The 24,383-nt window shown below is 67.3% G+C and carries 26 protein-coding genes; 13 read left to right on the top strand and 13 right to left on the bottom strand.

Annotation, left to right across the window (positions count from 1 at the left end):
* The first annotated feature begins 82 nt into the window (after window positions 1–82).
* The 3 genes from prfB to ACFFDA_RS14875 all read left to right on the top strand — a co-directional run bounded on the left by prfB (window position 83) and on the right by ACFFDA_RS14875 (window position 3,553).
* Window positions 83–1,210, top strand: a complete 1,128-nt coding sequence (gene prfB, locus ACFFDA_RS14885) for a peptide chain release factor 2 (RefSeq protein ID WP_404481325.1) — start codon at window positions 83–85, stop codon at window positions 1,208–1,210.
* 149 nt (window positions 1,211–1,359) lie between these two features.
* Window positions 1,360–2,115: a class I SAM-dependent methyltransferase gene (locus ACFFDA_RS14880; protein ID WP_404481323.1), complete on the top strand. Its 756-nt coding sequence runs from the start codon at window positions 1,360–1,362 to the stop codon at window positions 2,113–2,115.
* Between the two features lie 31 nt (window positions 2,116–2,146).
* Window positions 2,147–3,553: an NAD(P)H-dependent flavin oxidoreductase gene (locus ACFFDA_RS14875; protein WP_404481322.1), complete on the top strand. Its 1,407-nt coding sequence runs from the start codon at window positions 2,147–2,149 to the stop codon at window positions 3,551–3,553.
* Window positions 3,554–3,611: 58 nt separating this feature from the next.
* Here ACFFDA_RS14875 and ACFFDA_RS14870 read toward each other — a convergent pair whose 3' ends face one another.
* The 3 genes from ACFFDA_RS14870 to ACFFDA_RS14860 form a co-directional block, all read right to left on the bottom strand.
* Window positions 3,612–4,127 carry a DUF805 domain-containing protein gene (locus ACFFDA_RS14870; protein ID WP_404481321.1) on the bottom strand — a complete coding sequence of 172 codons (516 nt, stop codon included), beginning with the start codon at window positions 4,125–4,127 and terminating at the stop codon, window positions 3,612–3,614.
* Between the two features lie 31 nt (window positions 4,128–4,158).
* Window positions 4,159–5,460 (bottom strand): ammonium transporter, encoded by a 1,302-nt coding sequence (locus ACFFDA_RS14865; protein WP_404481320.1) that lies wholly within the window; start codon window positions 5,458–5,460, stop codon window positions 4,159–4,161.
* A 128-nt stretch (window positions 5,461–5,588) separates the two neighbouring features.
* Window positions 5,589–6,602: a 2-hydroxyacid dehydrogenase gene (locus ACFFDA_RS14860; RefSeq protein ID WP_404481318.1), complete on the bottom strand. Its 1,014-nt coding sequence runs from the start codon at window positions 6,600–6,602 to the stop codon at window positions 5,589–5,591.
* Window positions 6,603–6,681: 79 nt separating this feature from the next.
* Here ACFFDA_RS14860 and ACFFDA_RS14855 point away from each other — a divergent pair, with 79 nt between their 5' ends.
* Both ACFFDA_RS14855 and ACFFDA_RS14850 read left to right on the top strand, forming a co-directional pair.
* Window positions 6,682–7,179 carry an SH3 domain-containing protein gene (locus ACFFDA_RS14855; protein WP_404481317.1) on the top strand — a complete coding sequence of 166 codons (498 nt, stop codon included), beginning with the start codon at window positions 6,682–6,684 and terminating at the stop codon, window positions 7,177–7,179.
* Window positions 7,180–7,271: 92 nt separating this feature from the next.
* The gene (locus tag ACFFDA_RS14850; protein WP_404481315.1) at window positions 7,272–7,625 is read left to right on the top strand and encodes a hypothetical protein; all 354 of its coding nucleotides are present in this window, start codon (window positions 7,272–7,274) and stop codon (window positions 7,623–7,625) included.
* 53 nt (window positions 7,626–7,678) lie between these two features.
* Here ACFFDA_RS14850 and ACFFDA_RS14845 read toward each other — a convergent pair whose 3' ends face one another.
* Entirely contained in the window at window positions 7,679–9,523 is a 1,845-nt protein-coding gene (locus ACFFDA_RS14845; RefSeq protein ID WP_404481314.1) for a DUF885 domain-containing protein, read from the bottom strand.
* A gap of 76 nt (window positions 9,524–9,599) precedes the next feature.
* Between ACFFDA_RS14845 and ACFFDA_RS14840 the strand changes: the two genes are divergently transcribed.
* Complete coding sequence (locus ACFFDA_RS14840; protein WP_404481313.1) at window positions 9,600–9,803, top strand: hypothetical protein; 204 nt, start codon at window positions 9,600–9,602, stop codon at window positions 9,801–9,803.
* A 231-nt stretch (window positions 9,804–10,034) separates the two neighbouring features.
* Here the strand turns inward: ACFFDA_RS14840 and ACFFDA_RS14835 are convergent, their stop codons facing one another.
* Window positions 10,035–10,691: an alpha/beta hydrolase gene (locus ACFFDA_RS14835; RefSeq protein ID WP_404481311.1), complete on the bottom strand. Its 657-nt coding sequence runs from the start codon at window positions 10,689–10,691 to the stop codon at window positions 10,035–10,037.
* A gap of 113 nt (window positions 10,692–10,804) precedes the next feature.
* On the opposite strand from ACFFDA_RS14835, the gene ACFFDA_RS14830 reads away from it, so the two are divergent.
* The 5 genes from ACFFDA_RS14830 to ACFFDA_RS14810 all read left to right on the top strand — a co-directional run bounded on the left by ACFFDA_RS14830 (window position 10,805) and on the right by ACFFDA_RS14810 (window position 16,363).
* Window positions 10,805–11,956, top strand: coding sequence for a cysteine desulfurase family protein (locus ACFFDA_RS14830; protein WP_404481310.1), 1,152 nt, complete (start codon window positions 10,805–10,807; stop codon window positions 11,954–11,956).
* Window positions 11,953–13,032 (top strand): cysteine desulfurase family protein, encoded by a 1,080-nt coding sequence (locus tag ACFFDA_RS14825; protein ID WP_404481308.1) that lies wholly within the window; start codon window positions 11,953–11,955, stop codon window positions 13,030–13,032. Before ACFFDA_RS14830 ends, ACFFDA_RS14825 begins: the two co-directional genes overlap by 4 nt.
* A gap of 1 nt (window position 13,033) precedes the next feature.
* On the top strand, window positions 13,034–13,366 hold the full coding sequence (locus ACFFDA_RS14820) for a 2Fe-2S iron-sulfur cluster-binding protein (protein WP_404481306.1): 333 nt from the start codon (window positions 13,034–13,036) through the stop codon (window positions 13,364–13,366).
* A gap of 217 nt (window positions 13,367–13,583) precedes the next feature.
* Window positions 13,584–15,878, top strand: a complete 2,295-nt coding sequence (parC, locus tag ACFFDA_RS14815) for a DNA topoisomerase IV subunit A (RefSeq protein ID WP_404481304.1) — start codon at window positions 13,584–13,586, stop codon at window positions 15,876–15,878.
* Window positions 15,879–15,901: 23 nt separating this feature from the next.
* Complete coding sequence (locus ACFFDA_RS14810) at window positions 15,902–16,363, top strand: hypothetical protein (protein WP_404481302.1); 462 nt, start codon at window positions 15,902–15,904, stop codon at window positions 16,361–16,363.
* Window positions 16,364–16,370: 7 nt separating this feature from the next.
* Here ACFFDA_RS14810 and ACFFDA_RS14805 read toward each other — a convergent pair whose 3' ends face one another.
* From ACFFDA_RS14805 to ACFFDA_RS14775, 7 genes are all read right to left on the bottom strand, one after another.
* Window positions 16,371–17,018: a TIGR02281 family clan AA aspartic protease gene (locus ACFFDA_RS14805; RefSeq protein ID WP_404481301.1), complete on the bottom strand. Its 648-nt coding sequence runs from the start codon at window positions 17,016–17,018 to the stop codon at window positions 16,371–16,373.
* Window positions 17,019–17,067: 49 nt separating this feature from the next.
* Complete coding sequence (locus tag ACFFDA_RS14800; protein WP_404481299.1) at window positions 17,068–17,700, bottom strand: TIGR02281 family clan AA aspartic protease; 633 nt, start codon at window positions 17,698–17,700, stop codon at window positions 17,068–17,070.
* Window positions 17,697–18,869, bottom strand: coding sequence for a CCA tRNA nucleotidyltransferase (locus ACFFDA_RS14795; protein WP_404481297.1), 1,173 nt, complete (start codon window positions 18,867–18,869; stop codon window positions 17,697–17,699). Before ACFFDA_RS14795 ends, ACFFDA_RS14800 begins: the two co-directional genes overlap by 4 nt.
* Window positions 18,862–19,467, bottom strand: coding sequence for a CoA pyrophosphatase (locus ACFFDA_RS14790; protein WP_404481295.1), 606 nt, complete (start codon window positions 19,465–19,467; stop codon window positions 18,862–18,864). Before ACFFDA_RS14790 ends, ACFFDA_RS14795 begins: the two co-directional genes overlap by 8 nt.
* Window positions 19,464–20,033 carry a DUF1285 domain-containing protein gene (locus ACFFDA_RS14785; RefSeq protein WP_404481293.1) on the bottom strand — a complete coding sequence of 190 codons (570 nt, stop codon included), beginning with the start codon at window positions 20,031–20,033 and terminating at the stop codon, window positions 19,464–19,466. Before ACFFDA_RS14785 ends, ACFFDA_RS14790 begins: the two co-directional genes overlap by 4 nt.
* Window positions 20,034–20,174: 141 nt before the next feature.
* The gene (locus ACFFDA_RS14780) at window positions 20,175–20,711 is read right to left on the bottom strand and encodes a GNAT family N-acetyltransferase (RefSeq protein WP_404481291.1); all 537 of its coding nucleotides are present in this window, start codon (window positions 20,709–20,711) and stop codon (window positions 20,175–20,177) included.
* A gap of 39 nt (window positions 20,712–20,750) precedes the next feature.
* Window positions 20,751–21,953, bottom strand: a complete 1,203-nt coding sequence (locus ACFFDA_RS14775; RefSeq protein ID WP_404481289.1) for a PQQ-dependent sugar dehydrogenase — start codon at window positions 21,951–21,953, stop codon at window positions 20,751–20,753.
* Here ACFFDA_RS14775 and ACFFDA_RS14770 point away from each other — a divergent pair.
* A complete protein-coding gene (locus tag ACFFDA_RS14770; protein WP_404481287.1) occupies window positions 21,952–22,572 on the top strand; it encodes a ribonuclease HII in 621 nt (206 codons plus the stop codon). The two genes, ACFFDA_RS14775 and ACFFDA_RS14770, sit on opposite strands and share 2 nt — an antisense overlap.
* A 25-nt stretch (window positions 22,573–22,597) precedes the next feature.
* Here ACFFDA_RS14770 and ACFFDA_RS14765 read toward each other — a convergent pair whose 3' ends face one another.
* A complete protein-coding gene (locus ACFFDA_RS14765) occupies window positions 22,598–22,768 on the bottom strand; it encodes a hypothetical protein (RefSeq protein ID WP_404481286.1) in 171 nt (56 codons plus the stop codon).
* A gap of 354 nt (window positions 22,769–23,122) precedes the next feature.
* Here ACFFDA_RS14765 and ACFFDA_RS14760 point away from each other — a divergent pair, with 354 nt between their 5' ends.
* A complete protein-coding gene (locus ACFFDA_RS14760) occupies window positions 23,123–24,256 on the top strand; it encodes a site-specific DNA-methyltransferase (RefSeq protein ID WP_404481284.1) in 1,134 nt (377 codons plus the stop codon).
* The last annotated feature ends 127 nt before the right edge of the window (window positions 24,257–24,383 follow it).

The raw sequence follows: 24,383 nt of genomic DNA, 5'->3' as shown, positions 1-24,383 counted from the left end.
TGCGAATTTTCCGTGCGCTTTACATACGCCCTCGCGACGTTATGCGCGGCAGGCGTAGCAGTTTCGTTTGGAGAATTCCGTCATGCGTGCCGAGGGGCAGGCCCACATTGTTCGTATCGAGAAGGCCCTCGCACTGGTCCGCAAGTTCCTCGACTGGGACCGCGCCTTGCGCCGGTTCGACGAGTTGAACGCGCGGGTCGAGGACCCGACTCTCTGGGACAAGCCCAAGGAGGCCGAGGCGGTCATGAAGGAGCGCCGTCGGCTGGAGGCCTCGATCGGCACTGTCAACGAGATCAGCCGGGAAATGGCCGATGCCGCCGAATTCGTCGAACTGGGCGAGATGGAAGGCGACGAGGACACCATCAGCGAAGGCCTCGCGACGCTCAAGGCGCTGGCCGACCGTGCCGATGCCGACAAGATCCAGGCCCTGCTGGGCGGCGAGGCTGACAGCAACGACACCTATCTCGAAGTCCACGCGGGCGCGGGCGGCACCGAGAGCCAGGACTGGGCCGAGATTCTCCAGCGCATGTACACCCGCTGGGCCGAGCGTCGCGGCTACAAGGTCGAACTGGTCGACTACCACGCGGGCGAAGCCGCCGGCATCAAGAGCTGCACCCTGCTCATCAAAGGCGAGAACGCCTATGGCTATGCCAAGACCGAGAGCGGCGTCCACCGCCTGGTCCGCATCAGTCCCTATGACAGCGCGGCGCGCCGCCACACCAGCTTCTCTTCGGTGTGGGTCTATCCGGTGATCGACGATACCTTCGAAATCGACATCAACCCGTCGGACCTGAAGATCGACACCTATCGCGCTTCGGGCGCGGGCGGGCAGCACGTCAACACCACCGATTCGGCCGTGCGCATTACCCACCAGCCTTCAGGCATCATCGTCGCCAGCCAGATCGACCGCTCGCAGCACAAGAACCGCGAGATCGCCATGGGCATGCTCAAGGCGCGCATGTTCGAAGCCGAGATGCGCCGTCGTGAGGAAGCAGCCAGCGCCGAGCACGCCAGCAAGAGCGACATCGGGTGGGGGCACCAGATTCGCTCCTACGTGCTGCAGCCGTACCAGCAGGTGAAGGACTTGCGCACCGGCGTGGTCTCGACCGCGCCCGACGACGTGCTCGACGGCGAACTCGATCCCTTCATGGCGGCCGCGCTCTCGCAGCGCGTCACCGGCGAGAAGGTCGAGGTGGAGGACGCCGACTGATCGATTTTTCCGTCATCCCGGTGAAGGCGGGGAGCGACGGGGCGATCGGAGGCGAACGGCTTGCCAGCCGTTTCACCACGGGACACGGCTGGCGATCGATGCTTCCTCAAGGGTTTTGCCAACGCGGCCTCGAGTCGCTAAGGGGCCGCATGTTCCGCGCCTGCCACCTTGTTACCGCTGTCTTGGCGCTGGCGCTCAGCGCCTGCCACCAGCCTGCCGTCGACGACGGCCGGGCGGCGAGTTCGCGCGGCTTTCCGAGACCTGACCGGGCCGTCTCGAAGACCGGCGGCGGCACTTTCGCCTCGGAAGTCCAGCGCGACAAGGTCAACGAGGCCAATGTCGTCATGGACCTGGCGAAGATCGTGCCCGGCATGAGCGTCGCCGATCTCGGCGCGGGCGAGGGGTATTACACGACCCGGCTGGCCCAGCGCGTCGGCAAGCGCGGGCGGGTGCTGGCCGAGGACATCGATCGTGGAGCCACCGAACGACTGGGCGCGCGCGTCATGCGCGAGGGCATTGGCAACGTGTCGATCACGCTCGGTGCCGTGGACGATCCCCGCCTGCCGCCCGCCAGCTTCGACCGCATCTTCTTGGTCCACATGTATCACGAGGTTTCCGAGCCCTACGCGTTCCTGTGGCGCATGCGCTCGGGCCTGCGTCCGGGGGGACGGGTGATCGTGGTCGACGTGGACCGGCCGACCGACGCGCACGGCATCGCGCCGTCGCTGCTGTTCTGCGAATTCGCGTCGGTGGGATTGCGGTTGACGGAATTTGTTCGCAAGCCGGAACTGCAGGGCTATTATGCACAGTTCGAGGCCGTGGGTTCACGGCCGCCGGCAACGCAGATCAAGCCTTGCCGCATGTCAGGCGAAGCGCCGCCGAAGACCGATGGACTGCAGGGCTGAGCGCCATGCCTGGGGAAAGACGAAAGAGAAGATGAGTTTCAAGGGTCTCAAGCCGATTCTATACGGCGGTCGCGAAGTCTGGCCTCTGGTCGAAGGTGGCAAGGGTGTCGCCGCCACCAACCATATGAGTTCGGGCGCCTGGGCGGCGGCGGGCGGCATCGGCACCGTCAGCGCGGTCAATGCCGACAGCTACGACGCTGAAGGCAAGATCATCCCCCAGATCTACAACGCGCTCACGCGCAAGGAGCGGCACCAGGAACTGATCGACTACGCCATCGACGGCGCTGTCGAGCAGGTGCGCCGCGCCTACGAGATTTCGGGTGGCAAGGGTGCCATCAACATCAACGTGCTGTGGGAAATGGGCGGCGCGCAGACGATCCTGGAAGGCGTGCTGGAAAAGACCCGTGGCATGGTCACCGGCGTCACCTGCGGTGCCGGCATGCCCTACAAGCTGTCCGAGATCGCGGCCCGCTTCAACGTCAACTACCTGCCGATCGTCAGCTCCGCACGCGCGTTCCGTGCGCTGTGGAAGCGGGCCTACCACAAGGTAGCCGACCTGCTGGGCGCGGTCGTCTACGAGGACCCCTGGCTGGCCGGTGGCCACAACGGCCTGTCCAACGCCGAAGACCCGCTCAAGCCCGAGGACCCCTATCCGCGCGTCAAGGCGCTGCGCGACACGATGCGGGCCGAGGGCGTTTCCGACGACGTGCCGATCGTCATGGCCGGCGGAGTCTGGTTCCTGCGTGACTGGGAAAACTGGATCGACAATCCGGAACTGGGCTCGATCGCCTTCCAGTACGGCACCCGCCCGCTGCTCACCCACGAAAGCCCGATCCCGCAGCAGTGGAAGGACGCCCTGCGCGAGATCGAGCCGGGCGACGTGCTGCTCCACCGATTCTCGCCGACGGGCTTCTACTCCTCGGCGGTGCGCAATCCCTTCCTGCGCAGCCTCGAAGCGCGCTCGGAACGGCAGATTCCCTATTCCAAGGTCGAGGCGGGCGAGCATACCGTGCGGCTCGACGTCGGGGTCAAGGGCAAGAACTTCTGGGTCGCGCCTAAGGATCTCGACCGCGCGCGCGCCTGGTCGGCGCAAGGCCACACCGACGGCTTGCGCACACCCGACGACACGATCGTCTTCGTCAGCCCCGAGGAACGCGACGTCATCCGCCAGGATCAGGCCGACTGCATGGGCTGTCTGTCGCACTGCGGGTTCTCCTCATGGAAGGACCACGACGACTACACCACCGGCCGTCTGGCCGATCCGCGCAGCTTCTGCATCCAAAAGACCCTGCAGGACATCGCCCACGGCGGCCCGATCGACGAAAACCTGATGTTCGCGGGCCACGCGGCCTACAAGTTCAAGCAGGACCCGTTCTATTCCAACGGCTTTACGCCGACGGTGAAGGAACTCGTCGACCGCATCCTGACAGGCGACTGATCGTACGGGCCAGCGGTGCCCCGGCTTGATCGGGGACACCGCTGGGTGCGATGACGATCTACGTCTGCAAAGCGCCGCCGCCCGCATCCGCAGGGGCGACAGGGGCCACTACCGGGGCCTCTGGACCGAAGCGATTGTCTCCGCTGGTCCCGCGCCACGCGACCAATGCAACGAAGGCCGCCACGGCGGGTAGCGTCAGCAGCCAGTCGACGTAGCTGAGCACGCCCTCGATCGCACTGCGTACCGTCCAGCCGGCGGTCAGGCCGATCAGGTCCAGAACGAGCGCGCGGCCGATCAGGACCAGCAGGGGGATGCTCCACCAGCCGCTGCGGCCGAAGTCGTGGAAGCGACGCACGCTCAGCGCGAACAGGGCGCCGCTCACGCAGTAGACGGCGGCGAGCGTGATCGCATCGGCGACTTGCGCGGGGGCGAACCAGCTGGCGGTCCAGTGGAGCACCATCAGCGGCGCCTGCGAGAGGACCACGTATACCAGGAACTCGGCGCGGCTGGCGCGGCCGCGAAAGTCGAACGTACGCAGCGCGGTGCGGCCGGCTTGCCGGAAATAACCCTTCATCGCCTCATTTCCGGTGCGCGTCGCCTGCACGTCAATCGAAATCCCATGCGCGTTCGCCCAGGCTGGCGGCGTCGAGCCCATCGCGCTCCGCATCCTCGGACACGCGCATCGGGAAGGCGAGCGAGGCCATCAGTGCCAGGATTACGCTGCCGACCGCCGCCCAAACCGCGACGACGGCGAGCCCGGCTGCTTGCGCCACCAGTTGCGCGATCGGGTTCATGCCCTCGCCATAGCCGATGCCGCCGAGCCCTTGCGACAGGAACGGCGCGAGCAGCAGCGAGCCGAGCATGCCGCCCACCCCGTTTACGGCGAAGATGCCCAGCGCATCGTCCACCTTGAGCTTGCGACGCACCAACTCCATCGCGAAATAGCAGGCGAGGGCGCCAGCCACGCCGAACAGGATCGCCGCTCCCGGCGAGATATAGCCGGCTGCCGGGCTGACGGTGGCGATACCGGCGATGGCGCCGGTGGCGAAGCCGACCGCGGTGGGCTTTCCTGCGGTAACTCGCTCGACCAGCAGCCAGGCCAGTGCGGCCGAGGCGGCGGAGACGTGCATGGCAAGGATCGCGGCGGCGGCATCGTCGTTGGCCGCAAGCGCGGAACCTCCGCTCAGGCCCAGCCAGCCGATCCACAGCAGTGCGGCTCCGGCGATCGTCAGGGCCGGGCTATGCGGTATCACGTGCCCTAGCGGCACGCCCTTACGGCGCCCGAGCATGATCGCGATCACCAGCGCGGTGACGCCTGCGCTCGTCTGGACGACGATGCCGCCGGCCCAGTCCAGCGTGCCCACGCTTTCGGCCAGCCAGCCGCCGCCCCAGACCCAGTGGGCGACCGGCGCGTAGACGACGAGGCTCCATAGTCCGCCAAAGACCACGACCCAGCCCAGCCGGGCGCGCTCCGCCCAGGCGCCGGCCATCAGCGCCGGGGCCAGTGCGGCGAAGACGAGTTGGAACAGCGCGAAGACGCTTTCCGGCACGGCCGTGCCCTGGCGCACGTTGCCGAGGTCGATCAGCATCCAGGCGTTGCCCTTGCCCAGCCAGCCGCCGCCCACTTCTCCGAAGCCGAGGGTATAGCCGACGACGATCCACAGGATGGAGGCAAGCGCGAAAATCGCCCCGCACTGGACCATCACCGAAAGGACGTTCTTGCGCCGCACGCGTCCGGCATGGAACAGGGCGAGCCCCGGCAGCGCCAGCATCGCCAGCGCACAGGAGGCCAGCAGCCAGGCGGTGTCGCCGCCATCGGCGACGTCGATCCGCCCGTCCTGGGCAAGCGCGGCGCCCGGTAGCAGGGCAAGCGCGGCGGCAATCGGCAGCAGGCGCTGCTTGGTCATCAGGTGGTATCCCCTTGAGATTGGCCGCTGATACGACCCGACCTCTTTACGAGGGGTTAGATCAGGAAATTAATCGGAGACAAGCCGTTCCGTCATTTCGCACCCGATCGGGCATGACGCGCATGCGCTCACGGCAGTTGCGGCAGCACCATGTCATGCGGGCGGTGGCCATCGACCCAGAAGCGGATGTTGGCGATGACCCGCTCGCCCGCCGCGCCGCGGCCTTCGTAAGTGGCGCTGCCCAGGTGCGGCATGGCGACGAGGTTCGGCAGTTCGAGCAGTCGTGGATCGACCTGAGGTTCGCGCGCGAAGACGTCGAGTCCGGCGCCGCCGATGCGGTTTTCCGACAGCGCCGCGACCAGCGCTTCCTCGTCAACGAGCTGGCCGCGGCCGGTGTTCACGAGACAGGCGTCCGGTTTCATCAGGGCTATGCGGCGGGCGTCCATGAGGTGGGTGGTTTCCGGGCCTGCGGGGCAGTGGAAGGTGAGGATGTCGGCATCTGCGATCAACCTGTCGAGGTCCGGCTCATGGCGAGCCGAGACCATGTTCTCCACGGCGGCGGGCAGGCGGTGACGGTTGTGGTAGCGGATGTCCATGCCGAAGGCACGGGCGCGGTGGGCCACCGCCTGGCCGATCCTGCCCATGCCGACGATCCCCAGCGTCTTGCCGCCCAGCGCGTGTCCCAGCATCACCGAGGGACCCCAGCCGGCCCACCGGCCTTCGCGCAGGGTCCTCACGTTTTCGCTGAACCGGCGCGAGACGAGGATGATGAGCGCCAGCGTCAGGTCGGCGGTGTCGTCGGTGAAGACGCCGGGCGTGTTCGTGACCATGATGCGATGAGCGCGGGCGGCGACGATGTCGATGTGCTCGGTCCCGGCGCCGAAGCTGGCGATCATGCCGAGGCGTTCGCCGGCCTGCGCGATCATCGCAGCGTCGATGGTGTCGGTGACGGTGGGCACCAGAACATCGCATTCGCGCATCGCCGCCTCCAGTGCCGCGCAACTCATCGGCGTGTCGTCCGGGTTGAGCACGAGGTCGAACAGCTCCGCCATGCGCGCCTCTACGGCCGGCAGCAGCCGCCGGGTGACGATCACGCGGGGGCGCGGCGGGATGGGGCGGGCGGTTTCGCTGTGCAGGGCCATGGACCGGGGCTATGCCGTCCACAGGGTCGCGGTCAAGAAGCCTTGAAGCGGCCATGCGCTGCGCGGTAAGGATCGCGCGATGACTACCCGCAAAACCCTGCTGCCGCCCGCCGCGCTCGGCCTCGCGCTCTGCGCACTCGGCCTTGCCGTCTCGACGCCGGCGCGTGCCGCCGATGACGACAAGGTGCCCTACTGGGCTTCGGTCGATGCGGAGATCGCCAACTTGCGCGTGGGACCGGGTGATTCGTACAAGATCGACTGGGTCTACCGCCGTCCGCACCTGCCGGTGAAAGTGCTGCGCCGCGAAGGCCCCTGGCGTCTGGTCGAGGACCCGGACGGCAGCAAGGGCTGGATGCGTGACCTCTTGCTCTCCCGCCAGCGGGCCGGGCTGGTCAAGGATGGCGGCCTGATCGAGATGCATGCCGAGGGCAAGAGCGGCTCGCCCATGCTGTGGCGCGTGGAGCCCGGCGTGGTCGGCCTGCTGGGCCCGTGCAAGGATGGCTGGTGCGGGTTCGATGCCAGCGGCCACAAGGGCTTCGTGCGCGAGGATGCGCTGTGGGGAACCGGCACGCCGTAAAAGAGACGGGCCCGGTCGCGCTCGGCAAATCCGGCCTTCCCCCCGCTCCGCTTTGCCCCCATATCTGGCGCATCCATCAAGGAGTACGGCACATGGGACTTTTCGACGGCATTCTCGGCCAGGTCAGTGAACACGCCGACATCGCCAATCTCGCAAGCAAGCTCGGGATCGAACCCGCCGTGGCCGAAAAGGCGATCGCGGCGCTCGGTATCGCACACCAGCAGGATGGCGACACCGCCCAGCTCGCCTCCGAGCGTACCGGGCTCGACCTCGGCACGATCCAGCAGGTGATCCAGCAGATCGGCGGCGAAGGCTCGCTCACCCAGTTCGCCAGCGCCGTCGCGGCCGATCCCGGCAAGGTCGCCAGCTTCTTCGACAAGGACGGCGACGGCAGCGTCATCGATGACCTGACCGGCATGGCCAAGGGTCTGTTCGGGAAGGGCTGAGGGTATCGCACGTCGTCTCCGACCGTCTCGGGGACGACGTGTTGCCGTGAACGTTATCCTTTCTTGCCCGAGATATAAGCCTCGACGTTGAGCGCCAGCACGTCGAGCGGGACATTTCCGCCATCGACTACCGCCTGGTCGAAATCGCGCAGGTCATAGGCAGATCCCAGGGCCGCCTGCGCCCGGGAGCGCTGGGCGACGATCTGCGAGTGGCCCATCTTGTAGCCGCAGGCCTGCCCCGGCCACGAGCAGTACCGGTCCACCTCGTTGACCACTTCCTCGCGCTTGTTGCCGTTCTTTTCCATGAAGAACCGCACTGCCTGCTCGCGCGTCCAGCCCTTCGAATGCAGGCCCGTGTCCACCACCATGCGGCAGGCGCGGAACGCCAGCGACTGCAGGTAGCCGAGCCTGCCTACGACATCGTCGTCGTAGGCGCCGAGTTCGTCCGCGAGTTGCTCGCCATAGAGCGCCCAGCCTTCGGAATAGGCGTTGAACGCCAGGATCGAGCGGACCAGCGGCAGGCGGTTGGCATATTCGCCCTGCCAGACGTGGCCCGGGATCGCCTCGTGGTGTACAAGCGTGGGCAGGTCGTACTTGCGGTGCAGGTCGGTGGTGCGCAAGTTGATCCACATCTTGCCCGGCACGGTGCCGTCCTTGGAACCGGCACCGCCATAGGCGGTCGGCGCGCCGGGCTCCTCGGAGAGGGGCAGGCGGCGCACTTCGACGTTGCCGGGCACCAGTTGGCGGAAGGCGCGCGGCATCTGCGCGCGAATCCAGTCGACGCGCTGGCGGATGAAGGCGAGGATTTCGGTGCGGCCGGGATCGCCTTGCGGGAACTGGAAGCGCTTGTCTTCGCCCAGCGCCGTCATGCGCGCGCCGACGGTGCCGGCGGTATAGCCGAGCGACTTGAGGATCGGGTCCATGCGCGCGTGGAGTTCGGCCAGTTCCTGCAGCCCCCGCTGATGGATTTCGTCTGCGGGTACGGGCGTGGTCGTGCTGGCGCGCAAAGCCCAGGCGTAGAATTCCGCACCTCCCGGGCGCTCGCGCATGCCGGGATCGCCCTTGGCCAGCGTCCGCTGGCGCTTGAGTTCGGCCAGTTGCCGTTCGAGCGCAGGCACCACTTGCGCTGCGACGATCCGCTTCGCGTCCGCGCCCCAAGTGCCGGTCATCGCACTGGTGCGGGTTTCGATCGATGTGACGAGACCACCGCCATCGGCCCTGGCATCGGTGATCGTGCTGGCCATCTGCGCGATGGCGCGGTCGAGCAGGAAGTCGGGCGGCACGAGGCCCATGTCGGTAGCGGCGCGGATGCGTTCGAGTTCGCCATCGAGCTGGCGGTCGAAGCGGGCGAGGCGGGCGACGTAGGCGTCGGCATCCTCGCGCGTCTTTACCGGATGGTCGGCGTCGAGGAACTTGGGGGTATCGAGATAGGCACCGACGTTCTGGATGACGACGTAGGGCGTGTTGCGCCAGCCACCCACGGCGACGTCTCCATAAGGCAGCGCGAAGCCGTCGAGCGCGGTGGAGAACGCGCTCCTGACGACCGCGAGGCTGGTGCGGGTGGAATGGTCGAGGCCAGTGGCGTCGAGGGCCCGGACCGCGGCGAAGCCCTGGCGCAAGGTGGCGGCATAGGCCTGGCGGCCGGCCTTCGAGCGATCCTCGAGCCGTCCGCGCAGGCCGGCATGCGGGCCGACGTCGACGCCGAGTCCGGTCGCGCCTTCGGGGACATGTTCGAGCAGGCTCCAGGCGATGCCGTCCAGTACGGCGTCGGCGGCGGGCGGCGTAGCGGTGGTGACGGCGTGCGCAGGCAGCGCCAGCGTGGCGGTCCCGGCGGCGAGGAGCTGGAGGGCGTTTCGGCGCGACAGGGGGGCGCGCGGATCGAAGGAGGTTTCGTGCATGCCGGGACGATGGCGGCGCCTGCCGATGCTGTCAAACCGCCTCGCGCAGCGCCGCAGGTTGGGCTAGGGAAGCGCCATGAACATCGCGCTTTCGCTCGTCGTGCTTACCGCCATCGCACTGGTCGTCGGTGCCGTTGTACTGTTGCGGCGCGGCGGTCATCGCAAGCAGGCGGTGCTGATGCTGGTGCTGGCGGCGGTGATGATCGGCAACGCCGTCATCGTGACGCTGCCCACGCCCGATGGCCGCTCGCTCTCAGGCGAGGCGCAGAAAGGCGACTGAGCCCATCGTCGTCACCGCGAATGCCGGGGGAACTGGCGGAGGTTTGCGCCCTATCCGTCACCCGGAACTCGTTTCAGGGGCCATCTTCCCGCAGCCGCGGTGCCTGCCGTCGCAAACCGACCTGACGGCTCTGCCTTCAAGCCATCGATCCTAATTACGCAATGGATACCGGACCAAGTTCAAGACGAGGTGAGGCCTGCATTCGCTGGCGAACGCAGGCCTCACGTTGCGTTACTTGATCGGGCAGTCCGGCGCGAGGCGCATGTCTAGGTAGTTGTCTACCGACTTCATCAGGTCCACCACTTCGTTCTCGAAGAAGTGGTTGGCGCGCGGAATCTCGTCGTGGTGGATGGTGATGTGCTTTTGCGTGCGCAGCTTGTCGACCAGCTTCTGCACCGCATTGGGCGTGACCACCGTGTCGCCGGTGCCCTGGACGATGATGCCCGAGGCGGGGCAGGGTGCCAGGAAGCTGAAGTCGTACATGTTGGCGGGCGGAGCGACCGAGATGAACCCGCGAATCTCCGGGCGACGCATCAGCAACTGCATGCCGATCAGCGCGCCGAACGAATAGCCGGCAATCCAGGTGGTCGAGGCCTCGGGGTGGATCGACTGTACCCAGTCGAGCGCGGCCGCCGCGTCGGAGAGTTCGCCGATGCCGTTGTCGAAGCTGCCCTGGCTGCGACCGACGCCGCGGAAGTTGAAGCGCAGCGTCGCGAAGCCGCGGGCCACGAAAGTCTTGTACAGATGCTGGGTGATGCGGTCGTTCATCGTGCCGCCCGCCTGCGGGTGCGGGTGGAGGATCATCGCCACCGGCGCGCGCGGACGCGGCGCGGGCTGGAAGCGACCTTCGAGACGACCTTCGGGACCGGGAAAGATGACTGCGGGCATGTGCGTTTGCGGCCTGACTTGTTGAAACTCCCGCGCGGCGGCGTCATGCCGGCCATCGCGGGAGTGCAAAAGGGAACGACCGCTATATAGAAACTATTGCTCCGAAGACAACTTTGCAGGCGGCCACCATTTCCAGCACCAGTTCCCGCATCTATCTCGACCATGCAGCGACGACGCCGATGCTGCCCGCCGCGCGCGACGCCTGGCTGCAGGGCGTCGCGATCTGGGCGAACCCGTCGAGCCCGCACGCGCCGGGCCGCGCAGCGCGGGCGGCGCTGGAGGAAGCCCGCGCGCGGGTGAAGGCGGCGCTGGGCTGGGATGGCGAAGTGCTGTTCACCTCTGGCGCGAGCGAGGCACTGGCGATCGGGCTCGGCCGGGCGAAAGCGGAGCGGCGGCTGGTTTCGGCGGTGGAGCACGACGCCGTGTTCCGGGCCGCTCCGGATGCCGAGGTCTTGCCGATCGGCGCGCGCTGCCAGGTCGACCGGGACGTCCTCGCCCGCTTGCTGGGAGCCCCGGGACGTGTTGCGGTAGCCATCCAGCACGTCAATTCGGAGACCGGCGTGATCCAGCCGGTGAGCGAATATGCCGCGATGATCCGCGAGGCCGGTGGCGTGCTGCTCAGCGATTGCTCGCAATCGGCGGGTAAGTTCCGTCTCCCGGACGCTGACATGATCGTGGTGTCAGGTCACAAGCTGGGCGGGCCGGTGGGCATCGGTGCGCTGCTGGTGCGAGATTTCGCCATGCTGGAGCCCTCGGGCGGGCAGGAGCGCGGTTACCGGGCAGGGACGGAGAACCTGCCCGCGGCAATGGCGTTCGCGGCCGCGCTCGAAGCACGCAGGATCGCCACCAAGACAGTGGGTGAAGGCATGGACATCGCTGCGATAGAGGGATGGGCGGACTGGGTGACTCGCGCCAGCCGCGCGTTCGGCGACATCGAATACGGGATCGATCGCCTGGGGGGGATTTTCCAGGGCGTGGAGGCGACCGACTGGGACCCGTCGATCCTCTCGATCACGATGCCGGGCGTCAGCGCCGCGGCGCAGTTGATCCAGTTCGATTCGGCAGGATTTGCCGTCTCCGCCGGCAGTGCCTGCTCTTCGGGGACGCTCAAGCAGAGCCGGACCCTGCTCGCTTTCGGGGTCCCCGAAGAGGAGGCCAGAAACACCATCCGCATGAGCGCCGGCTGGAACACCAGGTACGAAGACGTCATCGCTTTTGCCCGGACCTGGGGCGAGATCGCGTCGCGCGCGGGAAAACGCTCGTGATCTACCTCGACTACCAGGCGACCACCCCGCTGGCTCCCGAGGCGCGCGAGGCGATGTTGCCATGGCTGGGCGGACCCGGGACTGCCGGCTTCGCCAATCCCCATAGCCCGCACCGGCCGGGACGGGCGGCCGCCGCGGCGGTCGAGGTCGCGCGCGATCGGGTTGCCGCGCTGCTGCCGCCGGGCGGGCGGGTGATCTTCACCTCGGGGGCGACCGAGGCGATCAACCTCGCCATTCTCGGCAGCGGCGCGCGCGCGCTGGCGGTTTCGGCGATCGAGCATGCCGCAGTGCTGGATACCGCAAGCGCGCTCGATCCGGGTCTCATCGTCCTGCCGGTCGATAGCGAGGGGCGCGTCGATGAGAATATGGCGCTGCCGGCGGGAACGGGGCTCGTCGCCGTCATGCAGGTCAACAACGAGATCGGCACGATCCAGCCGGTGGAGTCGCTTGCCGATCGCGCCCATGCCGCAGGGGCCCTGTTCCTGTGCGACGCGGTTCAGGGCGCGGGCAAGATCGCGCCGCCCGCCAATGCCGATCTCATCGCCTTGAGCGCGCACAAGCTCTACGGGCCGAAAGGCATCGGTGCGCTATGGGTGCGCGACGGACTGGAACTTGCGCCGCTGATCCGGGGCGGCGGGCAGGAGCAGGGTCTGCGGTCCGGTACGCTCAGCCCGCTGCTTTGCGCGGGTTTCGGTGCGGCGGCGCTCGTTGCCGCCAAGTGCATGGAGACGGATGCCGCCCACGTCGCCGACTTGTGGCTCGGCGCGCGCGCGATACTCTCGCGCTGGCAGCTCAACGGCAGCGCCACGCAGCGCTGGCACGGAAACCTCAACCTGCGCTTGCCGGGACTGGATGTCGCCCGGCTCATGTCGGAGGTGCGCGACGTGGCTTTTTCCGCAGGATCGGCTTGCGCCAGCGGGTCGGGACGACCCAGCCACGTCCTGCGCGCCCTGGGTCTTTCGGATAGTCAGGTCAAAGCCTCTATCCGTCTTGGATTTGGGAGATATACTGAACGTCGGGAACTTGAGGATGCCTGCGCCAAAATCGAAGCCGCCGCAGCGGCGCAGGGAGTATGACTTGGTTAACGTCCTGTTCGTGAACATAGATGGGTCCAGTGTGACGGCGCAGGCCGCACCGGGATCTCGGCTCCTGGAAGTGGGCCAGAACGCCGGAATGCCGCTCGAGGGAACCTGCGAGGGGCAGATGGCCTGTTCAACCTGCCATGTCATCGTCTCGCCGGACTGGTTCGACAGGCTGCCCCCCGCCTCGAACGAGGAGGAGGACATGCTCGACCTCGCGGCGGGAGTGGGGCGCACCAGCCGTCTGTCGTGCCAGATCGAGGTGACCGAGGCGCTTGACGGCCTGGCGGTACGCATCCCGGGTGTCGTGCGCGACATGCAGATCGGGTGACGTTTCGCCTGAAAAAGGCCAGTCCTGCTTAACCGGCACCGGCCCGCTCCCTCAGCCCACCGCCCGACGATAGTGCCCTATGGGCTGTCGGGTGGGGGAGCGGTTCCGCTTGCAGCGCGCAGACTTCAGGTTTTCGGAATTCCAAGGGAATGATCGGCGGAAAAGTTCGGACCCGCAGGTTCCACTCCATCCATCTCGTTGCTAGTGCGTTCCGGCCATGGTGACTACGACCGACGACGAATCCGATCCGTTCGACGCCATCGTCGACGCGCCCTTCGATGCAGCGCTGTCGGAGCGCTACCTCGTCTATGCCCTGTCCACGATCACCGCCCGGTCGCTGCCGGACTTGCGGGACGGGCTGAAGCCGGTACACCGCCGCCTGCTGTGGGCCATGCGCCAGCTCAAGCTCGACCCGGCGAGCGCCTACAAGAAATCCGCGCGCGTCGTCGGCGACGTCATCGGTAAATACCACCCGCATGGCGACGTGGCCGTCTACGATGCGATGGTCCGCCTCGCACAGGACTTCTCGCTGCGCTATCCGCTGGTGCAGGGACAGGGCAACTTCGGCAACATCGATGGCGATAACGCCGCCGCCTACCGATACACCGAAGCGCGCCTGACGCGCACGGCGATCCAGCTCATGGCAGGTCTGGACGACGGCACCGTCGACATGGTGCCCACCTACAACGGCGAGGATGCCGAGCCGGAAATCTTCCCCGGCCTGTTCCCAAACCTGCTCGCCAACGGCGCCATCGGCATCGCCGTGGGCATGGCGACCTCGATCCCCAGTCACAACGTCGCCGAGATCATCGACGCGACACTGATGCTCATCGACAACCCCCACGTCGAGCACGCGCAACTGATGGAGGTTTTCCACGGCCCCGACTTCGCGACCGGCGGCTTCGTGGTCGACAGTCCCGAGGCGATCAGCCACGCCTACGAGACCGGCAAGGGCGCCTTCCGCGTGCGCGGCCGCTTCTCGACCGGGCGCAATGCGGATGGGAAGTGGGAGGAAACCGGCGTCGAGAAGCTGGGCGCCGGCCAGTGGCAGCTCGTCGTCACCGAAATCCCCTACATGCTCCACAAGGGCAAGCTGATCGAGCAGATCGCCGCGCTGATCGGCGATCGCAAGCTGCCGATCCTCGAAGACATCCGTGACGAGAGCGACGAGCAGATCCGCCTCGTCCTCATTCCCAAGAGCCGCAATGTCGATCCGGACCTGCTGAAGGAAAGCCTATACCGGCTGACCGATCTCGAAAGCAGGTTCAGTCTCAATCTCAACGTCCTGGATTCGCACCGGACTCCAGGCGTGCTGGGGCTCAAGCTGCTGTTGCAGGAATGGGTCTACAGCCAGATCGACATCCTGCTGCGCCGTACCAATCACCGGCTGGAGAAGATCGCCGCGCGGCTGGAACTGGTGTCCGGCTACATCATCGCCTACCTCAACCTCGACCGGATCATCGAGATCATCCGGACCGAGGACGAGCCCAAGCTGGTGATGATGGCGGAGTTCGAGCTGACCGACCGCCAGGCCGAAGCCATCCTCAACATGCGCCTGCGTTCCTTGCGCAAGCTGGAGGAGATGGAGCTGCGCAAGGAGCACGCCGAACTGCTCAAGGAGCAGGAGGAGCTGAACAAGCTGCTCGAAAGCCCGGCCCGCCAGCGTACCCGCATCAAGCGCGACCTCGCCAATCTGCGCAAGGACTACGCCGAGGACACCCCGCTCGGCCGCCGCCGCACCACGATCGCGCAGGCGCAGAAGACCGTCGAGTTCTCCATGGACGCGATGATCGAGAAGGAGCCGGTGACGGTGATCCTCTCGGCGCGCGGCTGGATCCGGGCGGCCAAGGGGCATGTCGCGCTGGATGGCGACTTCAAGTTCAAGGACGGCGACGGCCCCGGCTTCGCCTTCCATGCACAAACCACCGACAAGGTGCTGATCGCGCTCGACAACGGGCGGTTCTACACGCTCGGCGCAGACAAGCTGCCCGGCGCACGCGGTTTCGGCGAGCCGATCCGCACCATGGTCGACATCGACACCGAGGCGCACATCGTCGCCGCCATGCCTTACAAGGCCAAGGCGCAGCTACTGCTTGCCTCGAACGTGGGCCGCGGCTTCGCGGCGGAGACCGACGAACTGCTGGCGGAAACCCGCAAGGGTCGCGGCGTCATGACCACCAAGCCAGGCTCGCGCCTCGTCACGGTGCGCGAGATCCCGCCCGAGCATGACCATGTCGCAGTGGTGGGCGACAACCGCAAGCTGGTGATCTTCAGCCTAGAAGAACTGCCGGTCATGGCCAAGGGGCAGGGCGTCACGCTCCAGCGCTACCGCGATGGCGGCATGGCAGACATCATCACGCTGCGGCTGGAGGATGGCCTCTCGTGGACGATGGGCGGCGAAAGCGCCCGCACCCGCACCGAGAAGGACATGACCTTGTGGAAGGTGGCGCGCGGCGCTGCCGGCAGGCTGCCGCCCGTGGGCTTCCCGAGGGACAACAAGTTCCAGGGGTGAAGGGGGGAATGCGAGGCCTGGTCGTGGCCATTGCCTTCTCGGCCTGCTTTCCGACCAGCGCCTTCGCCTGCGCGCCCCCGTCGACGGAACCGAGCCGCTTCACTGCCGAACAATCGGCTCGCACCAGTGTCCGGGAGGCCTCGGTCATCATGGACGCCGAAGTCGTGGCGATCGTGCGTCCCAACACCATCAATGGCTACACGCGACTGAAGCCGATGCGCATCTTCAAGGGACCGCATCGGCCATTCTTCGATGTAAACGTGCTCAGTGCGTGCGCGCCTGATCTCGTCCCCGGGGTCCGGTATCGGGTGCTTCTCATGGGAGGGCCGCCGATATATCGCGTACTAAATGAAATGAATCTCCCGTCAGGCGTGAATCCATACCGCTTCCTAAGGGAATTGGATCGCCTTCTTGGTCATCGGCGGCCTCCGGGCATCGAGATTCCGGGTATCGTCTTGCCACCCGAGCCCAAGAAGCGGCGTTAGGACGCGCTCAAACCTCGTCCACCTCTTGCGGATGGTGCGGCACCAGGATCAGCGTCCGGCCTTCGACCCGCCAGCTTGCCAGCCGCGACAGGACGTTCATGCCGATGACGTTGGTGTCGCCCATGCCCGGCGCGACGACCGCGTCGAGCTGGCGCGCCACCACGTTGCCGATGCGCAGTTCGTCGATGGTCGCGAGTTGCGCCTCGATCGTCCCGTTGGCGGTGCGCATCAGCACCGAGCGGTTGAGCGGATTGGCCTTCAGCTCCGCCGCCTGTGCGGTCTGCGGGGAAATCGCGGTCAGCGTCGCGCCGGTGTCGACGAGGAAGTCGCGCTTCACCCCGTTAACCGTGGCGGTGATCCAGAAGTGCCCGTCGGGGTGCATCGGCACGCGGGTCTCGCCGCCTTCCACGGTCTGGCGGACGAGCCCCACTTGCGGGAAGGCGAAGTCGGCGCCGGTGGTCAGCCGGGTGACTTGCGCGATCGTCAACAGCATCGCCGCCAGCAGCCCGAGATTGCCCATGCCGCGCACGAATCCGCCCAGCAGCGGCAAGGGGCGGCGCAGCACTCCACCCACCATCACGGCGGCGATCCCGGCCACGGCCAGCGCCAGCAGCGGCTGGCCGGCAAGGAAGTTCACGATTTGCGCAAGGTCCATGCGCGCGGTGTAGCACGGATCAGCTTTCGGATCGCTGACTGGCGGTGCTTCAGCCTTCCTTCGGGACGAGGATCAGCCGGTTGCCTTCTACCCGCCAGCCGGCAAGCTGCGAGAGCAGGCTCATGCCGATCACGTTGGTGTCGACTTCGCCGTCGGGACCGATGGCGACGGGCAGGGCGTTGGCCTCGATGCCGCCGAAGCGCAGCGAATCGGCTTCGGCCATGCGCGCCACGATCGGGCCGTTGGCGGTCTCGAGGATCACGCCTGCATCGTTCTCGTCGGGCTGGAGGCCGACGTGCTCCGCCACTCGGCGGGACACGCCGGTATAGGTCGCGCCGGTGTCGACCAGGAATTCGACCGGAGTGCCGTTGAGCTGGGCCTCGACCCAGAAGTGGCCGTCTGCGCGCAGGGCGATGACGGTCTCCTTGCCGACGATCTCGGCGGGGCGGGTGCGGTCGAGCCAGAGCGCGGCTTCGGAGCGGCTGTTGTGGCCGGCGAGCTGCGCCACCGTCAGCAGCAGCACTGCGACGAGACCGAAGTAGGCCGTGTTGCGCATCGCCTGCCCGAGGCGCGGGCGCGTGGCGGTGAACATGCCGGCGCCGACCGCGAGCAGGATCGCCCCGATCGTCAGCGCAAGGAGGGGCTGGTCGAACAGGAAGCGGGCCAGTTCGCCCAGGTTCACGCCGGGCGCCCCGCCAGGATTTCACCGAGCAGGGCCTCGACCCGGGCGGTATCCGGGAAGCCCTCGGCGATCCAGGCGTCAACGACCTGGTGCAGGATGCGGGCGACCTCGGGGCCGGCACCCACCCCGCGCGCGACGATCTGGCCGCCCTTGAGGGGCAGTTGCGGGATATCCCAGCCATCCAGGGCGGAGGCATCGATGCCGGCGATCAGCAGGCGATCGAGCGCGGGCTCGCGGCCGAGTTGATAGGCAAGGGCACGAGGTTCGCCGGGCTCGCCCTCTCGCGAGGCTGCCAGCGACAGACGCTTCTTCTGCGCCGCCGAGAGCCGGAAGCGGGCGGCGACCTGCTCCGCCAGCGCGGGTTTCGCCGGCAGCAGCGCGGCGAGGCGGCGGATCGGATCGGGGCGATGGCGCTGCGCGGTCTCGGCGGCGACAAGTGCGGCAAGGCCCTCGGGATCGGCTTCGGGCAGGATCACCGCCAGCACGCCCAGCTGCGCCATGCGCCGCACCGTGGGGGCGGGGTCGGGCAGGCCGAGCAGGTTCATCGTCTCCATGCCCACCCGCTCGCGCGATAGGCCCTTGAGCGTCGCGGCGAGGTCGGCGCAGGCGCTCTCGGCCTCGTCGTCGGCAGGGGTGGAGCCGAAGCGCGCCTGGAAGCGGAAGTAGCGCAGGATCCGCAAGTGGTCCTCGCGGATGCGCTGGCGGGCATCGCCGATGAAGCGTACATGGCGTGCATCGAGGTCCGCGCGGCCTCCGAACCAGTCGAAGATCTCGCCGTCCAGCGGATCGGCGTAGAGCGCGTTAATCGTGAAGTCGCGCCGCGCGGCATCTTCCTGCCAGTCGCTGGCGAAGGCGACCGTGGCGCGGCGGCCGTCGGTCGCGACGTCATGGCGCAAGGTGGTGATCTCGACCGGGCCGCCAGGCAGGACGGCCGTGACGGTGCCATGCTCGATCCCGGTGGGAACGCTGCGGATGCCGGCCGCCTCGAGCCGCGCGAGGACGGTTTCGGGGTGGAGGACGGTTGCCATGTCAATGTCCTTGACCGGAAGGCCGATCAGGCTGTCACGTACGGCGCCGCCCACGTAGCGGGCATTCCCAGGGCCCAGCGCGGCGACGAGTTCGGCGAGGTCCTTGCGGTGCATCCACGCGACGTCGAGCCGGTCAGCCATGCCAGTTCAGCCTCGCCGACAGGTTGTGCAGGATCGCACCGGTCACCCCCCAGATGACGTGGTCCTGGTGCCCGTCGCCCCAGGTGATCTCGACGAAGCTGTGCTTGCGGTCCTCGTAGTCGATGGTGCGGGTCCGCTGGTTGGCGGGGTCGAGCACGAAGTCGACCGGCACTTCGAACCACTGCGCCACTTCGGCAGGGTTGGGCTGGATTTCGAGGTCGGCGGGAACGACACCGACCACCGGAGTGATCTCGTAGCCGCTGCCGGTGCGGTAGACGTCGCTGGTGCCGACGACGCGTACGTCCCCGGTGCGGATGCCGAGCTCCTCGTTGGCTTCGCGCAGGGCCGCCTCGACGGGATTTTCGCCCGGATCGATGCGGCCGCCGGGAAAGGCGATCTGGCCGGGATGGGCGCGCATCGTCGAAGGGCGATGGAGCAGGAGCATCCCCGGGCGCGGGCGCTCGGTCAGGGCGACCAACACGGCGGCGGGGGTGAATCGCTCGACGTGCTGGATGCGCGGGTCCGACCACAGGCGCGGAGGCGCCGCGGCGTGGCCGGCCTCGAACCTGCGGGAGACGTCGTCGAACAGCGCGCTCATGCGGGTATCAGCGGGAAGCGTACGCCGGCGCTTTGGACGGCGAGGTCGTCTTCCCAGCCCTGCTCGTTGCCACCCTGCTCGATCGCGATATCGACAAGTTGCGCGTAGGTGCTGCGATTGAGCCTGGCTCGCGTTCCATGGCGGACGGCAAGGTAGATCGCGGGGGTCTGGGGATCGCCCTCGGCATGGATCGGATGATCGGGCCCGGCGATCACGAGGTCGTCGGTGTTGAGGCGCAGGACGAGCATGTCGCCCTCGCGCTTCACGTCGATGGCGATGAAGGCGGCGTCCTCGACCTCGATCGAGAGTTTCTGCGACGGGGTGACCAGCCAGTGCTGTCCGGACTCGTCGCGCAAAAGCAGCGAGGCGAAGGCGCGGACCATGGCCGGGCGACGGATTTCGCCGTCCTGGTGGAACCAGCGCCCGTCGGCGGTGATGCGCATCTCGCTGTCGCCCGTCTCGGCGGGGGACCACTGGTCGACCGGGGGCAGCTTGCGGGAGGCGACCAGTTCGGCCACTTCACCCAGCGAGAGACCGGCTAGTTCGGGGGGCGGTTCGTAAGGCATCGTCTCGCGATGCCAGATAGGGTGCCGCGCGCCAAGGTCCAGTGTGAGAAAGCGGCATCCCTTGTCCTGAACCGGGCCTTGTCCTGAACCGGGCCTTGTCCTGAACCGGGCCTCGTCCCGAACCTGGTCCGGGACGGCGGCTTATCGCAGCCAGGGACCCAGCGTGCCGGTTTCGGGCAGGACTGCCGGATTGGCGCTGCGCACGAGCAGGCGATGGCGCTCGAACGGGCCGGGAAGGGCCCAGCCGCCGGTATGCTCGTTGGAGAAGCCCCAGAAGCGGCCGTAGTATTCCGGATCGCCGATCATCACTTGCGGCAGCGGCGCGCGGTCGTCGATGCCGGCCATGCTCGCCGACATCAGCGCCTTGCCGTAGCCCATGCCCTGATGCTGGGGCAGCACCGCAACGGGGCCGACCATGATGAGTGGATGGGCACGCCCCGAGGGGTCGTTGAGCGCGACCGGCCAGCACTGGATCGAACCGACCAGCATTTCGTCCCCGTCGAGCGCGGCGAAGCTCAGGCCGGGCAGCCAGTCGGTCCCTTCGCGCACCTTGTAGGCCGTGCGCTTGTGGCGCCCGGGCTCGAAGGCTGAGTCGAGCAGGGCCTCGACGAGCGCGGGGTCGACGTTGTCGAGCGGGATGATGGTGGCGGTTTGCGCGCCGGTTTCAGGTAGGGTCATGGCGCGCGCCCGATAGGCGGGCGGGGAGGCAAAGTCGATTCAATTCGCGGTTCTGGTCGCAGGGCCGGCAGCGGCGCGGGCCTGCTTCGGCGACAACCGGAGCAGGTGGCCACTGTCGGATTCCTCGCCATCCTCGATCAGCCAGATCGCGCCGTCGGGTCCCTGGACGATGTCGCGGATGCGCTTGTCGAAGGGATAGCGCGCTTCCTCGATCGCCTTGTCTCCGTCGATCCGCACCCGCACGAGGCCGGAGCCGACCATCGCCGTGATGATTGCCTGGCCCTTCCAGGCCGGGAACCCGGCGCCGTTGTAGAAGATGAAGTCGCCGGGCGCGATCACCGGGTTCCAGCTTATCGCCGGCTGGGCGAGATCGGGCCGGGTGGCGTTGCGCGGGATCGGCTTGCCGTCGTAGTGGTCCCCGTCCGAGACCAGCGGCCAGCCGTAGTTGGCGCCGGGCTTCACCAGGTTCAGCTCGTCACCGCCCCTGGGGCCGTGTTCGAGGTCCCACAGCCGGCCTTGCGGGTCGAAGGCGAGGCCCAGGACGTTGCGGTGGCCGTAGGACCAGATCTGGTCGGCCGGCGTGCTTCTGCCGGCAAAGGGATTGCCTGGTGCGGGAGAACCGTCGGGCAGCAGGCGCACGATCTTGCCGAGATTGGTGCCAAGGTCCTGCGCGGGCGTGAACTTCTGCCGCTCGCCCGAGCTGACGAAGAGGTACTTGCCGTCAGGCGAGAAGGCGAGGCGGTGGGAGTAATGGCCGCGCCCGGTGACCTTTGGAGCCTGGCGCCAGATTACCTTCAGGCCATCAAGCCGGCATTGCAGCGCGTGCGGGCAAACGAGATCGGCCTTGCCGACCACCGCGCCGCGCGTATCGCCGTCCCCCGCCTCGACCCAGCTCAGGTAGACTACCCGGCGGTCGAGTTTCGTCCCATTCTGGCCGGGGGCGAAGAGAATGTCGCCGAGACCGCCCTGGCCGCCGTAGTCGACCTTGGGGACGCCGCTCACCTGGCCGATCTTCCGGTCGGGCGTGAGGAAGCGGATGGAGCCCTTGCGTTCGGTGACGAAGAGCGTGCCGCTGCCCGCATCCAAGGCCATGGCCCAGGGCTCGTCGAACTGCGCGTAGCTCTCGACCACGAAGGGCCGGTCGCCTTCGGCCGCCGCTTTTTCCCCTGTAGCCGCATTGCCGCAGCTTGCGAGCGTGAGGGCAAGAGGCGATAGGGCGATCAGGAGATGTCTAGCGTTCATGACGAGCCCAATGCCTAGCCTGTCGACCGGTTCCCTCATCATCGGCGTCGACGAGGCAGGACGCGGCCCTCTGGCGGGGCCGGTCGTCGCCGGCGCCGTCGTGCTGTGCAAACCGCGACCATCGGGACTGGACGATTCCAAGAAGCTTTCTCGCTTGCGCCGGGCCGAACTGGAAGCGACCATCAAGCGCCGCTGTCGTTGGGCGGTGGGCGTGGTCGACGTCGAGGACATCGACCGGCTCAATATCTTCGGCGCGACGATGCTGGCGATGACGCGCGCGGTCCTTTCGCTATGCGAGGCGATCGGCGAGGAGCCGGGCGAAGTACTGGTCGACGGCAACCTGACGCCCTATGGCCGCCACGAGGAATGGCGCTGGAAGGCGCGGGCGATCGTCGGCGGCGATGCGATCGAGCCGTGCATCTCCGCCGCCTCGATCATCGCCAAGGAACACCGCGACCGGCTCATGCGCGACCTTGCGCTCGCGCATCCGCATTATGGCTGGGAGCGCAATGCGGGCTACGGCACCGCAGAGCACCTCGCCGCGCTCCGGAGCCATGGGGCCACGTGCCATCACCGCCGCAGCTTCGCGCCGGTCGCGCAGCTCGAGATGTTGCTCTAGGCCAGCCACCTAGAGCCAGGCAGCCTCACGCCGCGAGCGGAATCCGCTCGGGTGCGGCCTGCTCCGGAGCGGCGTCTTCGATAACGGGCTGCTCCGCCGCCTGCGTTGCTGGCCTTTCCGCGAGCCCCGCGACATGATGCTGGGCAAGAAGGATGTCGGCGCGCGCGGCAAAGCACTGGGTCAGGAAGGAGAACATAGGTAACCTCGGGAATGAAAGAATTGCTGCAATGCAGCATCGAAGTCCCCTTAGAGTTGCCGGTCCGCTTGCCGCAAATGCAAGCTCCTGGACCGCACTTGCACAAAACGCGGGCCACCGGCGCTAAGGGTGGTGCGGCTGGCGCAAAAAGTTTTCCACGAGTCCCGGTGGCCACACCCACAACATCTTGAGTCTCGGAAATTCGCGGGGATCGACATCTTGTGGCGGATTCGTTTTGTTCCCACGCGCTGAACATGTGAATCACTAGGATTCTTCACGAGTCGCGGGTTGACGCGGAGTCTCGGATGACTCACCCTAGGGGCCTATCCACAGTTATTCTTATTCGGAGCGATCATGGGGCAGTTACTGGTCAAGGAACGGATTCGGGCACGGGCGCCGGCGCCCACCCCGAAGGAACTGCTTCCCCTCGGCCACATCATTCCCGGCGATTGCATCGAGGCGATGCGCACCATTCCCGACGCCAGCGTCGACATGGTCTTCGCCGATCCGCCCTATAACCTGCAGCTCGGCGGCGACCTCGCGCGGCCTGACGGCAGCCACGTCGACGCGGTCACCAACGACTGGGACAAGTTCTCGAGCTTCGCCGTCTACGACCAGTTCACGCGCGACTGGCTGACCGAAGCGCGCCGTGTGTTGAAGCCCGAGGGTTCGCTGTGGGTGATCGGCTCGTACCACAACATCTTCCGCCTCGGCGCGATCATGCAGGACATGGGGTTCTGGATCCTGAACGACATCGTCTGGCGCAAGGCCAACCCGATGCCGAACTTCAAGGGCACCCGCTTCACCAACGCGCACGAGACCCTGATCTGGGCGAGCATGGGCGAGAAGTCGAAGTACACCTTCAACTACCGTGCGATGAAGACGCTCAATGACGAGCTGCAGATGCGCTCGGACTGGGTCCTGCCGATCTGCAACGGGCCCGAGCGTCTCAAGAAGGACGGCCGCAAGGTCCACCCGACGCAGAAGCCCGAGGCCCTGCTCTATCGCGTGATGCTGGCGACCACCAACAAGGGCGACGTCGTGCTCGACCCGTTCTTCGGCACCGGCACCACCGGTGCCGTCGCCAAGCGCCTTGGCCGCGAATGGATCGGCTGCGAGCGTGAGAGCGATTACCGCGAAGCCGCGATCGAGCGCATCGAGATGGCGCTGCCGCTCGACGAGAGCGCGCTCAAGACCATGCAGTCCAAGCGCGCAGCGCCCAAGGTGGCCTTCGGCACGCTGGTCGAGACCGGCTGGATCGCGCCGGGTACGCAAGTCTTCGACAAGAAGAACCGCCATGTCGCCACTGTGCGCGCCGATGGCTCGCTGATGGCGGGCGACGTGACCGGCTCGATCCACGGGGTCGGCTCGACCGTGCAGGGTGCGCCTTCGTGCAACGGCTGGACGTTCTGGCATCTCGAGCACGAAGGCCAGGTCAAGCCGCTCGACGCGCTGCGCCAGCTCTACCTGCTCGCCACGGAGCCGTGACCACAGTCCGTACGTCGTTCCGAGCTTGATCCGGTACCGGGGCAAGGCCACGCGGATTTGAGTCCGAACGCGGCGTCGCAGCGGCCCGCGGCGAGCGATCGCTTCGAGAATGCCCTGCGGTTCCCGC

This window comes from Novosphingobium sp. BL-52-GroH (assembly GCF_044813085.1).
GTDB lineage: Bacteria > Pseudomonadota > Alphaproteobacteria > Sphingomonadales > Sphingomonadaceae > Novosphingobium.
This window is presented reverse-complemented; position numbering and strand designations above follow the sequence as displayed.